Consider the following 14,715-nt stretch of genomic DNA (forward strand, 5'->3'; position numbering starts at 1 on the left):
TTTTAGCATACCATAGCGCCCCCTGGTACTCGACGCTCGTCCTCTCGAAAACACTACCCAGAAAGAGGTAATTTCTTTATTGAGATCAATAAAATGAATAAACGAAGCGCGGCCAACAAATGGAAACCGTCCCCACTGCGCAGGTAACCACGCGCTATTCCTGGCTGTTTTGCAGGAGTTTCGCGGTATTAATCGCCTCTAACAATTGAACACGATTGATGCGCGGGCTGTATGTGTCCAGCAGACGCTGCCAAATCGTTATCGCCTGGGCATACTCTGTCCGCATAAAGGCATCTGACGCCAATAGCATTAGCGCCGTAACTTCATTCGCATCCTGCGCAAGCGCTTTATCAATCATCGCCTGCGCCTGAGGCGTCATATTCTGCCCCGCCTGATAATAAAGCACCGTCGCCAATGCCGAATACAACTCGCCATTCTCCCCGCGCAGCAGCAACGCCCGCTGGTAGGCAGTCAACGCATTTTCATACGCATTGCTGTAGAGATAATATTCACCCAGTTCGGCCCACAGCGCGCTGTCCTGCGGATTCTCACGAATTTTATGTTGTAACGCGACAAGCTGTTTTTCCTGTTGATCGGCAACGCTGAAGGCATGCAGTGGATCAGCCAGTCGCTGCTGTTCCACCCGTACCTGGGCTATTCGTGGACTCAACATATAGAGTCCAGCGCTGACCGAAAATATCATTACTACCGCAAGAATTACCGGTAAACGCGGTACAGGCTGATGGCTCAATGGAGCAGGTTGCGGGGTCAATGGCAGATCGTGCACCAGTTCCCGGCAAAATTGTTCCGCCTCGTTTTCTGCCAACAGTTTACCGGCCTGATCGCGCTGAAAATGCCAGATATTGTCAGACAACCGTTGTAGCTTTCCTTCGTCGCTGTGCCGCTCAGTGAAAAAGAGCGGCCATAAAAGCACGGCTGCCAGCAACACCAACAGCGCAGCTATCAGGATCATCGACGCGATCTCCTGTTCTGTCGGCGCATCACCCACCACATAATCGCGATAATCGCTAACAGCAACAGCAGTGGGGTCACCCAGAGTAGGCCGGTTTGCATTTTCAATGGCGGGTTGTACTGCACAAAGTCACCGTAACGCTGAGTCATAAACGTCATGATTTCCGACTCATTTTTTCCCTGCTCAACCATGGCAAACACTTCACGGCGCATACTGACGGCGACCGGCGCATTCGACTCCAGCAGGTTCTGGTTCTGACACTGCGGGCAACGCAATTCCCCGGCAATTTTCATCGCGCTTTGCCTCTGTGCCTGCGTGGAAAACGCCCAGGTGTCAACGATCTGCGCCTGCACAGTGGAAGACGTCAACAGCATCACCAGGAGCGCAATTATTTTAGCCATCCGCTTTTCTCCCCCGGTGCCATCCCAGCAGGGCGCCCGCCATCATCAATATGCCGCCGCACCAGATCCAGCGAATGCCGATCTGTATACAAAAGCGCATGGCATAACGATTTTCACCGGTTTTTTCCCCCATCACGACATACCAGTCCCTGAACACGTTCCAGGCAACGCCGGGTTCAATCATCTGCTGATTGCGCGCGCTGTAATAACGGCGTTCAGGTATCACGCTGGCGACCCGTTTTCCATCACGATAAATATCAATCGTCGCCTGTTCCGTGGTGTAATTCTGAACCGCGTTCAACGTCAGTTGTTGAAAATGGAACTGGTAGTCATCCAGCACGACCGTCTCTCCCTGCGTTACGTTGACGCTGATTTCCTCTCGGCTCCCCGCCGAGAAAACGATGCCCAGTGCCATCAATGCCACGCCGGTATGCGCCACCAGCGCGGGCAATTGGCGATATATCGCGGCCAATGGCTGAATCCATTGCATAGCCAAGACCCAACCAATCACGCCAGCAGCCAGTGCCAGTACCGCCCCTTGACCCCAGAAAACAGCTGCCGTTATTCCCGCCGTTGCCAGTGTGGCAGCCAAACGCCTGGCGCTCCCTCTGTTGCTGTGTTTCCAGTACCCCCCCGCCGAAAACCCGATCACCAACAGCATGAGGACGCCGAAAGGCAGTAGCGTTCGATTAAAATAGGGTGCGCCAACCGATATCCGGCCCCATCCCATCAGCCCATAAATCATTGGGTAGAGCGTGCCTAACAGTACGACCAGCGTGACAGCACTGAATAATAACAACGTAAGAAGTATCGCCGTTTCCCGCGACCAGCCGGTATAAATTGCGACGGGTCGCCCGCCTTTGGCACACCAGCCATAAATCAGCAAGGCGAGAAAACTCAACAACGCAAACAGGATAAACAACGGCACCGCCCTGTCGTTATCGAGTGCAAAGGCATGTACCGAAACCAGAATACCGGAACGAACAATCAGCGTGCCCAGCAGGGATAAAATAAACGTCAGGATCGCCAGCAACAGCGACCAGTGGCGATATATCCCCCGCATCCGGGTCACAAAAAGGCTATGCAGCAGCGCGCTGGACGTGAGCCAGGGAAGCAGCGACGCGTTTTCGACTGGATCCCAGAACCACCAGCCGCCCCACCCCAGCTCGCTGTAAGCCCACCATGACCCCAGCAAGATGCCTGATGTCAGCGCACACCAGGCGGGTAACGCCCAGCGCCAACAAAGCCAGGCGACCGCAGCATTGAACTCGCCGTGGATCAACGCAGCCAGCGTCAGTGCGGCGCTGACCATGAGCCCGCCATAACCCAGATACAATAAAGGAGGGTGAAGAATGAGACCGATATGCTGCAACATAGGGTTGAGATCCCGCCCCTCGATTGCGGGAGGAAAGAGGCGGACGAAGGGATCGGAAAACAGCAGAATAAAGGCCAGCAGAGCGGCGGCGATGGTGGCGAGAACGGCAAGCGTGAGCGGAAACAGGGGATCAGTTGCGCGGAAGTAGCGGCAGGCAAACGCGGCACTCCACCCGGACAGGCATAACACCCACAACAGCAGCGATCCTTCATGTCCGCCCCACACCGCCGCGATCTTTAACCCCAGGGGTAAATCGCGATGACTGTGCTGTGCCACATAATTCACGGAAAAATCATCCTGAACGAAGCACAGCGCCAGTATGGCAAAAGCAAACAGGAGTACTCCAAATTGTGCCAGCGTCCAGCACGCCACGATGCGTTGGAAACGACGCCAGCGGAAAATATATCCCGCCAGCGTATATGTCCCTATTGCCACGCAGATCGCCATGGCGATCAATAGCGCGACAAACCCTGCCTCTGGCAATAGCAGTCCCAACGTTCCGCTAACCCTGCTCACACTACCGTCAACTGTCCGGCATAGAGGATGAAAAATCGCAAGAACAGCACCCCAGCGAGACTCATGGCGCTGACCGCGAGCACCCCGTAGGGCGATTGCAAGCGGTTAGCCCATGACTTGAGGAGTAAAGGCGTGACCAGTCCCAACCCCACGACCCCCAGCCAAAACCACCATGCCCAGAATCCACCGCCAAGCGCCGCGGCCAGCGCCCGTGTTTTTCCGTCGTCGCCCAGCGCCAAACCGACAAAAAACGCCACCAGCAAGAAAATTTCCATCCAGACGATCGGTGTTTCAATACGATGGACGAAGTGCGCTTCTTCACTGTGCGGGTTGTGACGGCTGCGATACGTCATGGCGATAAGCGCCACCGCCGCGCCAGAAGAGATCCCAGAGAACAAGAACAGTACCGGCAAAATCGGGTTATTCAGTAAGGGGTAGGACTTCAGCGCCGAAAGCAGGAATCCGGTGTACGCCCCCAGCATAACCGCCAGCACCAGCAGCAGGATTTCCAGGGATTTCTGCACCGGCGTCAGCCAGTTAAGTATCTTTTTGACAATATTCAGCCTTGGCAGCCAGCGTTGTTGCAGCACAATAAGGTCTTTTTCAAACACCTTGGCCAACCACAGCACCATAACCAGCATATAGGCTTGAAACAGCAGCACCCCCATCGACATCACGGACGTAACGCTGAAATGGAACATGAGTTTCCAGAATGTCCACGGGCGAGTCAGGTGGAAAACCAGAATCAGCAAGCCCAGAATAATGGTACTCGGCGCGACGATCAGCGTAGTGCGCAGCAAAGTGCTTTCTGCCGTTCCCTGCGCCGGATGATAACGTCGTAACAGCACCGCCAGCGTCACCAGTCCTGCCGAAATGCCGACCAAAAACAGGTAAATCGCTATCGGCCAATCCCAGACCAGGGAGTCAAAATGAAAGGCACTTGAGGAAACGGGCGTCATTGAGAAATCTCCCCGTATTTAAAGGGTACGCGGTATACCTTGGGTCGGGTGCCCAAGGCAATTTTGAAGCGATAGGTGTTTTTTTGCCGCAGCATGCGGGATATCTGGCTGTCGGGATCATCAAGGTTACCAAACGTCAAGGCGCTCGTCGGACAGGCCGACACGCACGCAGGGAGTTTGCCTTGCTGCAGATTCGTCTTGCGGCAAAAATCGCACTTATCGGCCGTCTTGTTTTGTGGATGGATAAAGCGCACCTGATAAGGACAGGCGGCGATACAGTACTGGCACCCTACGCACAAATCCGGATTCACATCCACAATACCGCTGGCGGCATCGCGAAATGAGGCCCCGGTAGGACACACGTCCACGCAGGGCGCATTGTCACAGTGCTGACATGATTTGCGGAAAAAGCGATATTTTACGTCAGGGAACTCCCCTATTGGTTCGCTGCGCACGATCGTCAGGCGCGACACCCCTTCCGGCACCAGATTGACTTCGCGACAGGCTTCCATGCACGCAGTACAGCCGATACATAACGACTCGTCATGGATCATGCCGTAGCGGACGCCGTTAATCTCAAGCGTGCGTGCAACAACCTGGCCTGCCGCACCGCTTACCGCGGCCAGCGCCCCCAGGCGGGTAATGAATTGCCGGCGAGAGCAACTCATGGCTGCCTCTCACCCAGATGAACCGAGGCAGGATTGAAGTTCGGGTTATCTCGTTGATCGCTATGGCAATCCACGCACAGTTTGATGCGTGATTTATCGTTCAACGTCTGCATCGTGTCCTGTTTCGGATGCAACTGATGGCAACTGGCGCAAGTCACTTTCGTCACATGCACGTCATGCGGCCAGAACGCTTTCTGCAATTGATCCGGTAAATGGCACGACATACAAACGCTATTTTGTTGCTCAACCGTAAACATCGGGAAGTTAAAACGCATCACGTCTTTAACCCCCTCGCGGTGATGCAACGATGGATTGCCATGACAATTGGTGCAGGTCAACGGCAGTTGGTTATGAGGATTCACTGCCGAAGCGTGTTTACCCTGCATACCCTCCTGTTCCGGCTTATGGCATTTCAGGCAAGCCTCATCAGGATTGCGCTGCTGCGTTACCGTCCACCGTTGCCCAGTTTCTGCCTGAGGAGCGGGCTGAGTCAGCCCTGGCAATGCCCAAAGCATGCCTGACGCCAGCACCCCGGCAGTTAATAACGAACGTAATACGCTCATATTCACTCCACTAATCAACCGCCCCTAAAAGGAGCGGAAAGGGGTTTATTGGCTCAGTAGCCCTGCTTTACGCGCCTGCTCATCCCACTGAGGCACTACCGTTTCCAAGAAATCCTGTTTCTCGGCGGTAATTTGCTGCATGTTGAGTCCTACCGCCTGCTGGGCTTTCTCTTTGGTAGAAATATCCGGCAGTTGGATTTCCTCTGTAATGCCCTTCGTCGCCAGTAGGCGTACCAGTTTGGTTCGCGCATCGGCTGCTTTATCCAGTGCCGAACCGAGAATGCGCAATCCCTCCTCCGGGGCATGCATATGGATGCCATGGGAGGCGATAGCCAGGTCCCAACGCCACTGGGCATGGCGGATATCCGTCAGAATCGGCTTCATTTCCGCTTCCGTCGCACCCGCGTCCCAGGCCGCCTTGGCTTCAAAATGGGCATGAACCAGTTGGTTTTCCACTTTCAGCTTCAGTGCCTGAATTGCCGCCTTACGCTCAGCAACAATATCTTGCAGGGTCGCTTTATCCTGTGTATGGCAATTCGCACAGGTCTGGCCGAATTTATCAAACGGATTGCCAATTTTATGGTCGGTGTACAATTTGCCCTGTGTGTTCTGAACCTTCGGCATATGGCAATCGACACAACTCACATTGTTCTTGCCGTGAATGCCAGTTCGCCATGTTTCATATTCCGGATGCTGGGCTTTCACCATCGGTGCCTTGGAAAGCGAGTTAGTCCAGTCAGAGAAGGCGATGGTGTCGTAGTATTTTTCCATGTCTTCGACGCGTGTGCCGTCGTCCCATGGGAGCTTCACTGCCTTATCCGCGCCTGAGAAGTAATACTCGACATGACACTGTGCGCATACCATCGATTGCTTATCGTTATTGCTGGCCTTGTCAAAAGGTTTACCAATCGACACCAAACCGCGCTCAATGTAAGGGCGGGATATCGTCAGCGCTGGCTTGCCCTGGGCAAATTCAGGGGAAGCGGTATTGTGGCAATCTGCACACCCCAGATCGTTGACAATTTCTGGTCCGCCTCGCGCCCATTTACCATGGAAATACCCCTCTTCGCCCTCTTTTTGAATCAACCGGGCGACATCCGGGCTTTTACAACTCCAGCAGGCCATCGGCAGAGGGCCATCTTCTGCGGTCTTTGGCGCACCGGTACGCAACGATTCACGAACGTCAGTCACCGCGTAAGCATGGCCGCGCGGCTTGTTATAATCTCTGGAGAAGGGATATCCAGCCCAGAGGATCACCATTCTGGGGTCTTCGCCCAACGCATCGCTCCGTTCGGACTGCTCACTGGTGGCTTTCCAGGAACTGAACTGATCGGGGTGTTTATCGACGAATGTCGAGTTTTTGGCTTCCACCGGTGCGGAAGGGGCTGGCACAACGGCGTCGGCAGCATGGGCCGGCATTAATAGAAAGAGACTGGCTAACATACCCCATAGGTAGGGGACTATCGCGCTTATCCTGAGCATGAATTTTTATCCATTGTTATTCGCCTGTTGGGTCAGTCACCAGCAGGCGGTGGTTTTTGTTTCCCTACATGACAGAAACCACAAATACCGTCATGACATCGCTCAAACGACACTTACTCGCTACTCTTATCAAATAACCACACTATAGTTAGTGTCTTTGTTCACATGTAGCGAGAAATAAGAAAATGTTTAGATAAATTTATGAGGAGGTTCAAATTTCCTCATCTGGCAAATATGAAGTTAGGACTGTATGGCGTCGTTGGCCCGAGTTTAAAGCTAACGCAGGGGAGGAAACTTTTGGTGAGGAAAAAAAATGGACGCAATAAATCACAAAAAACAGCACAAAATCTCATGCATTTGCGCAACAAAGCACGCTGAAAATGTTCATTTGCGCGACATTTATCATCTTTTATGGCTTTAGCGCTGCCGAAGCTGATTTTTATTTTGTTTCCCCGGCGCTTACCTACTATAATACGAAACGTCATTTCAATTGAATGGTTTCAGCACCTTGATCTGCCGATACGATATAAAATTACTCCTTCGACTGACCCGGTCTTGTATCGACCAGATAGCCGTATACCGGCACCACTTTTCCATACCCTTTTTGCTGCGGTCACCTATCCTTAGTTATATTTCGCCGCAGCCAGCTAAGACTCAATTCCACGCTGATGGCCTCAGCCGTCAGGCAAACCAGAATTCTATCCATCACAACTTGTAGAAAACTCCGTCATGAAAAAGACTAAAATTGTTTGTACCATCGGCCCGAAAACTGAATCCGAAGCGATGCTGACCAGCCTGCTGACTGCAGGTATGAACGTTATGCGTCTGAACTTCTCTCACGGCGACTATGAAGAGCATGGTCAACGTATCAAGAATATCCGTGCTGTTATGGAAAACACCGGCAAAAAAGCGGGCATCCTGCTGGACACCAAAGGTCCGGAAATCCGCACCATGAAACTTAACGGTGGCCAAGATGCACCGCTGGTTGCCGGACAAACATTTACCTTCACGACAGATCAGAGCGTTATCGGTGACAATTCCCGCGTAGCTGTGACCTATAACGGTTTCTGTGCTGACCTGAAAATTGGCAACACTGTTCTGGTTGATGATGGCTTGATCGGCATGGAAGTGACTGAAGTCACCGAAACCGAAGTTATCTGTAAAGTGCTGAACAATGGCGATCTGGGTGAGAACAAAGGCGTTAACCTGCCAGGCGTTTCCATTCAGTTGCCTGCACTGGCTGAAAAAGACAAACGTGACCTGATCTTCGGTTGCGAGCAAGGCGTTGATTTCGTTGCGGCCTCTTTTATCCGTAAACGTTCCGACGTACTGGAAATCCGTGAGCATCTGAAAGCCCACGGCGGCGAAAACATCCAGATCATCTCCAAGATCGAAAACCAGGAAGGTCTGAACAACTTTGACGAAATCCTGGAAGCTTCCGACGGTATCATGGTTGCCCGTGGTGACCTGGGCGTCGAGATCCCGGTTGAAGAAGTGATTTTCGCGCAGAAAATGATGATCGAGAAATGTAACCGTGCACGTAAAGTCGTTATTACTGCGACCCAAATGCTTGATTCCATGATCAAAAACCCACGTCCTACCCGCGCAGAAGCCGGTGACGTTGCGAACGCCATTCTTGATGGTACTGATGCGGTGATGCTGTCAGGTGAAAGCGCCAAGGGTAAATACCCACTGGAATCCGTTACCATCATGGCGACCATCTGCGAGCGTACTGACCGCGTTATGCCAAGCCGCATCGACGCCATCAACGACAACCGCAAACTGCGTATTACCGAAGCAGTGTGCCGTGGCGCCGTTGAAACTGCTGAAAAATTAGACGCTCCGTTGATTGTTGTTGCGACAAGTGGTGGTAAATCCGCTAAAGCAGTGCGTAAATACTTTCCGCATGCTACCATCCTCGCGCTGACAACAAATGACGTAACAGCACGCCAGCTGATCCTGAGCAAAGGTGTTATTACTCAGTTAGTAAAAGAAATTGCTTCCACTGACGACTTCTACCGTATCGGTAAAGAAGCCGCGCTGGAAAGCGGTCTGGCTCAGAAGGGTGATGTAGTGGTGATGGTGTCCGGTGCCCTCGTGGCAAGCGGTACCACTAATACAGCATCTGTGCACGTTCTGTAATTAGGACGTGACAAAATGCAAATTAAAAACGCCGTCTTCGGCGGCGTTTTTTTTATGCGCAGTAATGCATTTTGTATGAAATGCAAAAATAAAGCACTTAATGCAAATAAGACTTATCCCATGGAAGTAGCATGTTTTCGCAGGTTTTTTTAACTTTTTTGTAAAAGAAGATGCTTCTTTGAGCGAACGATCAAATTAAAGCGCTTCCCATACAAAAATTTATTCTCATTAGAAAAAACTTTGTGTAATACTTGTAACGCTACATGGAGATTAACTCAATCTAGAGGGTATTAATAATGAATCGCACTAAACTGGTACTGGGCGCAGTAATCCTGGCTTCTACTATGCTGGCTGGTTGTTCAAGCAATGCTAAAATCGACCAACTGTCTTCTGACGTTCAGACTCTGAACGCTAAAGTTGACCAACTGAGCAACGACGTGAACGCAATCCGTTCTGACGTTCAAGCAGCTAAAGATGACGCAGCACGCGCTAACCAGCGTCTGGACAACCAAGCTACCGCTTACAAAAAGTAATCGGGCCTGGTTAATAAAAATGGCGCCTGGTGCGCCATTTTTTTTGCCTTTTTTCAGGGTTCCCTTCTCTCACTCATCGCGAAACCCCATCACCAAACACACACTATTGAACAATGTTTTCGTTATTCATGTCAGTGATAGGTGCATGAGGCTGATTATTGGCGCTCTGCGTTGCTGTGAGCGACGGAAACTGATCGGGTGCCTCGGTTCCCTGACTTACCAGTACCGGCATGCCAGAACGCCTTGTAATGGCTTTTTTCACTTCATCAGCATTGGTCTCAGAAGACGCGATAAATTTCTTCGCCGTGACACTCAGCGTAATCGGCATGGTTTGCGGATCATCATTGCCCGTGCGTGACAGCGGTTGATGGACTTCGATATAGCGTTTACCGTCCGGTTCAATCGCATATTTAATCGGTTCATTGACGATCTGCACCCGCGTGCCTTTGGGTACGGAATTGAACAGCGCTTCAATGTCATCCGCGCGCAGGCGAATACAGCCAGAACTCACGCGCATCCCGATACCGAAGTTGGCATTGGTGCCATGAAGCAGATAGACCCCACCATTGGCCGAAAGGCGCAGCGCAAAAAGTCCCATCGGATTTTCAGGCCCGGCTGGCACCACCGCAGGCAAGGTAATCCCCTGCTCTTGCAGGTAATGCTTACGAATATTGGCGGTCGGCGTCCAGGTCGGATTCGGTACTTTCTGACTCACCGAGGTGACCATGGTTGGCGTGTTGCGCCCAAGTTGGCCAATCCCGATCGGGTAGACGATCACTTTGTCCTGATCTTTCGGATAGTAATACAAACGCAATTCGGCCAGATTGATCACGATGCCTTCACGCGGCGTATTCGGCAGCAGCATTTGGGTCGGAATGGTCAAAACAGAACCCGGCGTAGGCAGGTATGGATCGGTACCCGGATTGGCTTCCAGCATCGCGAGCAGGCCAATTTTATAATTGGCGGCAATAGCCTCCAGCGAGTGGCCCTCATTGGGTACGGTATACGTCGTATTTTCGCCGATCAGCCGGCTGTCAGCAGGCGGCAGCGGATATTCGGTGGCATTGGCGATCGTTGCACCGCCGAGCAGCCAGCCCGTCAAAAGTAATCCCGTCAAAGTTAACGCACATTTCATGCTTGATTCCTACATCACTTCACACAGTTGGGTTAAGAGGAAGCTATTCATATCCCTATAGCCTATATATTCAATAGCATAGATATCCAAAATACTTGCCGTCTTTCCGATAGGCCAGATGGCACTCTCATAGTAACAGCAGAGAATGGAAAGACAATGTGTGCTCATCCGCAGCACATCAGGCGATGTCACGGATGAGCATTTTCGCAATTAGCTTAAGTTTAGTTGCATTAACTTATCAGTGGAATACTCACGCCAACTGGGCGGCTTTAATGCGGATGGCGCGGATCATCGCCTCCAGTCCCTGAGAGCGGGATGGGGTCAAATGCTGGCTCAATTCAAGTTCAGTAAAAAAGGGTCGCACATCCAGGGCAACAATCGCATCAGCATTCATTCCCTGATAGAGAATGAACACGATGGTCAATAGCCCTTTCACTATCGCAGCATCACTGTCGCCATAAAACGCGACGTCACCTTCTGGCGTGGATTCCATCACTATCCAAACCTGGCTTTGACATCCCGCAATAAGATTGTTCTGCTGACGGAAATTATCGCTGAGCGCGGGTAACTTCGTGCCTAACTCAATGACATACAGATACTTCTCTTCCCAGTTTACGCAGCGTGAAAAGTTACGCAGCAATTTTTCTTTATCTGGCAGCGTTGCCATAAAATTATATCCTGAAGTATACCCTAGCCCAGCAAACGATGAATGCGTTGCAGCCCGGCCACCAGACGATCGACTTCCTCGCGGGTATTGTACATCGCCAACGAGGCACGGCACATCGCCGGTACGCCATAGAATGACATCAACGGCATTGCGCAGTGGTGCCCGGTGCGAATGGCAATACCGTATTGATCGAGAAAACTGCCGACATCATACGCATGGTGTTGCCCTAAATTAAAGGCAATCACCCCTGCCCGGATCTCAGGGCCATAAATCGTCAAGTCCGGCACATGCGCCAATGCCTCAAGGGCGTAGCTCATCAGTGCCTGTTCGTAGCGGTGGATATTATCCAGGCCCAGTGCAGACACATAATCCATCGCCGCACCCAGCCCCATGATCCCGGCGGTATTTGGCGATCCGGCTTCGAAGCGCCATGGCGGCTGCACAAAAGTGGTGCCTTCGGTCAGGCTAACCTGACGAATCATCGACCCTCCTCCTTCCCACGGTGGCATCTCTTCCAACAGCGCCGCTTTGCCGTACAGAATACCAATACCGGTCGGGCCATACAGCTTATGACCGGAGAAAACGTAGAAATCGCAATCCAGCGCCTGCACATCCACGCTCTGGTGCATGACCGCCTGAGCGCCATCCACCAGCACTTTCAGCCCTGCCGCTTTCGCTTGCGGGATAATGACGTCGAGCGGATTCACCGTACCCAGAACGTTCGAAACGTGGGTGATAGCCAGTAATTTGGTCTGCGGCGTGATGAGCGTCGCGAGTTGATCACGATCCAGTTCGCCCTTCTCCGTCAGGTACCACACATCGAGATGCAATCCGCGCTCTTGCGCCAGCATCTGCCACGGCACGATATTCGCGTGGTGCTCCATCTCGGTAATGATGATGCGATCGCCCGCCTTCAGCGCAGTACGCCCGAAAGTGTTGGCAACCAGATTAATCCCTTCGGTCGAGCCTTTTACGAAAATAATCTCTTCAGCGGAGGCCGCATTGATAAAAGCCGCTGCCTGAGCACGCACCGCTTCCATCTTTTCCGTGGCTTCAACGCTGAGCGTGTGAATGCCGCGATGCACTGCGGCGTAACCATACTGGTAAAAATCCATTTCACACTCAATGACCTGACGCGGTTTTTGCGCGCTGGCGGCACTGTCCAGATAGGCCAACGGTTGTCCATTGACTTCACGGCTCAGCAGTGGGAAATCCTTGCGCACCCGTTCAAGCGGAAAAGTCATCGCACACCTCCACGCAGACGTCCGGTAATACGCGCCAGCACCACATTACGCAGGGTTTCGTCGCCCAGCGCCTCGGTCAGTGCGGCGGCAAAAGCAAAGATGATCATCTGTTCCGCCGCTGCCACATCGATGCCGCGTGAACGTAAATAGAACAGTTGTTCGTCGTCAATGCGCCCGACCGTCGCGCCATGGCTGCATTTTACGTCATCGGCGTAAATTTCGAGTTGCGGCTTGGTGTCCACTTCCGCCTGCTTGCTCAACAGCAGGTTGTTGTTGGTCATCTGCCCATCGGTTTTCAACGCATGCTTGGCGACTTTGATCATGCCATTGAACACCGCTTTCGCGCTGTCATGGACGATCACTTTGTGCAACTGGCGGCTTAGGCAGTACCCTTTGTTGTGTTCGAGATAGGTACGGGTATCGCAAATTTCTTTGTCGATCGGCAACACCAGTGTGTTAATGTTCAACACGCTGTTTTCACCGTTCAACTGCGCGCTGGTGTTATGGCGGGTCAAACCGGCTCCCAGCAGGAAACTGTGGCTGGTGACTTTCGCATCGCGCCCCACCACCAGATCGTTATGGGCGAAGTGGTAACTGGCCTGGCTCTCAAAGGCCAGTTTGCAATGCGTGAACTCGGCATTGTCGCCAATCTCCACCGTCAGGCGGGTACCGGTAAAATGCCCTTGCTCACCCAGACTGACATAGTGTTCGATGACCTCGGCCTGCGCGCCACGCTCAATCTGTACATGATAACGGTGATGCGCCGTATTGATCTCTTTCGCGGCGTCACGGCCAGTACTCAGATGCAACAGGTAGAGCGGTTTGTCGACCTGTTTGCCTGCCGCGACACGAATAAGCTGCGGCTGCTCGCTCAGGCTCTCCGTCAGGTGTAAAAAGACCTCAGACTGGATCGGCTCAGGCAACATGCCCGCACGCGACGCAGGAATGGCCTCCACCTGAAAATCACCCAGATCGCTGTCGCTTAACTCGGCAGACAGTCGCCCATCGATAAACACCAACCGATAAGAGGCCAGCGGCAGTGCCAGCGCATCAATTTGTTCACGGCTGACGGTTTGGCTGGCGGGCGAAAAGAACTGATTGCCGAGCAGCGGGGCGACAGGTGTATATTTCCAGTTTTCCAGCTTGGCGTGCGGGAAGCCCAGACGCAAAACCTGTTGCCAGTGCGCGTGAGCATGCGAGGATTGTTCACCCCCCTGACTTTCAAACAGTCGGTAAAGCTGCTGCATGGCATGCGAATTACCGGCTTGTGGTAGATTACTCTTGGTCGGTAAGCCAGCCATAACCCTGCTCCTCTAACTGTTTGACTAACGTGAAATCTCCCGATTTAACGATCCGTCCCTGAGACAGAACGTGAACAAAATCAGGTTTGATGTAGTCGAGGATGCGCTGGTAGTGCGTAACGATAATGAAAGCACGCTTGCCATTACGCAGCGCATTTACGCCGTTCGCAACGATCTTCAGCGCATCGATATCCAACCCGGAGTCGGTTTCATCCAGGATACACAGCGAAGGCTCCAGCGCAGCCATTTGCAGGATATCGTTCCTTTTCTTCTCGCCACCGGAAAAACCCACATTCACCGAACGGGTCAGCAGATCGGCAGGCATTTTCAGCAACTCAATTTTTTCTTCAATGAAATCGGCAAAGTCAAAACGATCCAGCGGTTCCTGTTCACGGTACTTGCGCACCGCATTCACTGCGGTTTGCAGGAAAAAGTTGTTGCTGACGCCGGGAATCTCCACCGGATACTGGAACGCCATGAACACACCTTCACCCGCACGCTCTTCCGGGGCCAGCTCAAGCAGATCCTTCCCCTTGAACAGCACATTGCCGTCAGTCACTTCATAATCTTCGCGCCCCGCCAGCGTGGCAGACAGCGTACTTTTGCCGGAGCCGTTTGGCCCCATGATCGCGTGCACCTCGCCCGGATTAATCTGCAAATCAATCCCACGCAGAATTTCATTGTCCTCTACACTCACTCTCAAATTTTTGATACTTAACATGTCTTTCCTTCGGCGCCGCTGCGCGCTTAATTCTG

14 protein-coding genes are annotated in these 14,715 nt (G+C 52.5%); 2 read left to right on the top strand and 12 right to left on the bottom strand.

Annotated elements, in window-relative coordinates; all coding sequences use genetic code 11:
- Positions 1-154: 154 nt before the first annotated feature.
- The 7 genes from nrfG to nrfA form a co-directional block, all read right to left on the bottom strand.
- Positions 155-973, bottom strand: coding sequence for a heme lyase NrfEFG subunit NrfG (nrfG, locus tag DRI82_RS11970; protein WP_114193904.1), 819 nt, complete (start codon positions 971-973; stop codon positions 155-157).
- Positions 970-1,374: a heme lyase NrfEFG subunit NrfF gene (nrfF, locus tag DRI82_RS11975; RefSeq protein WP_114193906.1), complete on the bottom strand. Its 405-nt coding sequence runs from the start codon at positions 1,372-1,374 to the stop codon at positions 970-972. The genes nrfG and nrfF overlap by 4 nt, the downstream gene beginning before the upstream one ends.
- Positions 1,367-3,196: a heme lyase CcmF/NrfE family subunit gene (locus DRI82_RS11980; RefSeq protein WP_245956828.1), complete on the bottom strand. Its 1,830-nt coding sequence runs from the start codon at positions 3,194-3,196 to the stop codon at positions 1,367-1,369. Before DRI82_RS11980 ends, nrfF begins: the two co-directional genes overlap by 8 nt.
- 65 nt (positions 3,197-3,261) lie before the next feature.
- Positions 3,262-4,224: a cytochrome c nitrite reductase subunit NrfD gene (nrfD, locus tag DRI82_RS11985; RefSeq protein ID WP_114193910.1), complete on the bottom strand. Its 963-nt coding sequence runs from the start codon at positions 4,222-4,224 to the stop codon at positions 3,262-3,264.
- The gene (nrfC, locus tag DRI82_RS11990; RefSeq protein ID WP_114193912.1) at positions 4,221-4,892 is read right to left on the bottom strand and encodes a cytochrome c nitrite reductase Fe-S protein; all 672 of its coding nucleotides are present in this window, start codon (positions 4,890-4,892) and stop codon (positions 4,221-4,223) included. The genes nrfD and nrfC overlap by 4 nt, the downstream gene beginning before the upstream one ends.
- Entirely contained in the window at positions 4,889-5,455 is a 567-nt protein-coding gene (nrfB, locus tag DRI82_RS11995; protein ID WP_114193914.1) for a cytochrome c nitrite reductase pentaheme subunit, read from the bottom strand. The genes nrfC and nrfB overlap by 4 nt, the downstream gene beginning before the upstream one ends.
- A 45-nt stretch (positions 5,456-5,500) precedes the next feature.
- Positions 5,501-6,874, bottom strand: a complete 1,374-nt coding sequence (gene nrfA, locus DRI82_RS12000; RefSeq protein ID WP_245956829.1) for an ammonia-forming nitrite reductase cytochrome c552 subunit — start codon at positions 6,872-6,874, stop codon at positions 5,501-5,503.
- A 792-nt stretch (positions 6,875-7,666) separates the two neighbouring features.
- On the opposite strand from nrfA, the gene pykF reads away from it, so the two are divergent.
- Entirely contained in the window at positions 7,667-9,079 is a 1,413-nt protein-coding gene (gene pykF, locus DRI82_RS12005; protein ID WP_114193918.1) for a pyruvate kinase PykF, read from the top strand.
- Positions 9,080-9,375: 296 nt separating this feature from the next.
- On the top strand, positions 9,376-9,612 hold the full coding sequence (locus DRI82_RS12010; RefSeq protein ID WP_114193920.1) for a major outer membrane lipoprotein: 237 nt from the start codon (positions 9,376-9,378) through the stop codon (positions 9,610-9,612).
- 103 nt (positions 9,613-9,715) lie between these two features.
- On the opposite strand, the gene DRI82_RS12015 is transcribed toward DRI82_RS12010, so the two are convergent.
- From DRI82_RS12015 to sufC, 5 genes are all read right to left on the bottom strand, one after another.
- The gene (locus DRI82_RS12015) at positions 9,716-10,747 is read right to left on the bottom strand and encodes a L,D-transpeptidase family protein (RefSeq protein ID WP_114193922.1); all 1,032 of its coding nucleotides are present in this window, start codon (positions 10,745-10,747) and stop codon (positions 9,716-9,718) included.
- Positions 10,748-10,997: 250 nt separating this feature from the next.
- On the bottom strand, positions 10,998-11,414 hold the full coding sequence (gene sufE / locus DRI82_RS12020) for a cysteine desulfuration protein SufE (RefSeq protein ID WP_114193924.1): 417 nt from the start codon (positions 11,412-11,414) through the stop codon (positions 10,998-11,000).
- 23 nt (positions 11,415-11,437) lie between these two features.
- The gene (sufS, locus tag DRI82_RS12025; protein ID WP_114193926.1) at positions 11,438-12,658 is read right to left on the bottom strand and encodes a cysteine desulfurase SufS; all 1,221 of its coding nucleotides are present in this window, start codon (positions 12,656-12,658) and stop codon (positions 11,438-11,440) included.
- Positions 12,655-13,959, bottom strand: a complete 1,305-nt coding sequence (gene sufD / locus DRI82_RS12030) for a Fe-S cluster assembly protein SufD (RefSeq protein WP_114193928.1) — start codon at positions 13,957-13,959, stop codon at positions 12,655-12,657. Before sufD ends, sufS begins: the two co-directional genes overlap by 4 nt.
- Positions 13,934-14,680, bottom strand: coding sequence for a Fe-S cluster assembly ATPase SufC (gene sufC, locus DRI82_RS12035; RefSeq protein WP_114193930.1), 747 nt, complete (start codon positions 14,678-14,680; stop codon positions 13,934-13,936). The genes sufD and sufC overlap by 26 nt, the downstream gene beginning before the upstream one ends.
- Positions 14,681-14,715: the final 35 nt, after the last annotated feature.

It is taken from the genome of Edaphovirga cremea (genome assembly GCF_003332275.1).
GTDB classification, from domain to species: Bacteria; Pseudomonadota; Gammaproteobacteria; order Enterobacterales; family Enterobacteriaceae; genus Edaphovirga; species Edaphovirga cremea.

Excerpts from the sequence above, each read along its gene's own strand:
- DRI82_RS12010 (WP_114193920.1), top strand. The coding sequence starts at position 9,376 with ATGAATCGCACTAAACTGGTACTGGGCGCAGTAATCCTGGCTTCTACT.
- sufC (WP_114193930.1), bottom strand. The coding sequence starts at position 14,680 with ATGTTAAGTATCAAAAATTTGAGAGTGAGTGTAGAGGACAATGAAATT.
- pykF (WP_114193918.1), top strand. The coding sequence starts at position 7,667 with ATGAAAAAGACTAAAATTGTTTGTACCATCGGCCCGAAAACTGAATCC.
- DRI82_RS12015 (WP_114193922.1), bottom strand. The coding sequence starts at position 10,747 with ATGAAATGTGCGTTAACTTTGACGGGATTACTTTTGACGGGCTGGCTG.
- nrfF (WP_114193906.1), bottom strand. The coding sequence starts at position 1,374 with ATGGCTAAAATAATTGCGCTCCTGGTGATGCTGTTGACGTCTTCCACT.
- nrfD (WP_114193910.1), bottom strand. The coding sequence starts at position 4,224 with ATGACGCCCGTTTCCTCAAGTGCCTTTCATTTTGACTCCCTGGTCTGG.
- sufS (WP_114193926.1), bottom strand. The coding sequence starts at position 12,658 with ATGACTTTTCCGCTTGAACGGGTGCGCAAGGATTTCCCACTGCTGAGC.
- sufD (WP_114193928.1), bottom strand. The coding sequence starts at position 13,959 with ATGGCTGGCTTACCGACCAAGAGTAATCTACCACAAGCCGGTAATTCG.
- sufE (WP_114193924.1), bottom strand. The coding sequence starts at position 11,414 with ATGGCAACGCTGCCAGATAAAGAAAAATTGCTGCGTAACTTTTCACGC.
- nrfB (WP_114193914.1), bottom strand. The coding sequence starts at position 5,455 with ATGAGCGTATTACGTTCGTTATTAACTGCCGGGGTGCTGGCGTCAGGC.
- nrfA (WP_245956829.1), bottom strand. The coding sequence starts at position 6,874 with ATGCCGGCCCATGCTGCCGACGCCGTTGTGCCAGCCCCTTCCGCACCG.
- nrfG (WP_114193904.1), bottom strand. The coding sequence starts at position 973 with ATGATCCTGATAGCTGCGCTGTTGGTGTTGCTGGCAGCCGTGCTTTTA.
- DRI82_RS11980 (WP_245956828.1), bottom strand. The coding sequence starts at position 3,196 with ATGGCGATCTGCGTGGCAATAGGGACATATACGCTGGCGGGATATATT.
- nrfC (WP_114193912.1), bottom strand. The coding sequence starts at position 4,892 with ATGAGTTGCTCTCGCCGGCAATTCATTACCCGCCTGGGGGCGCTGGCC.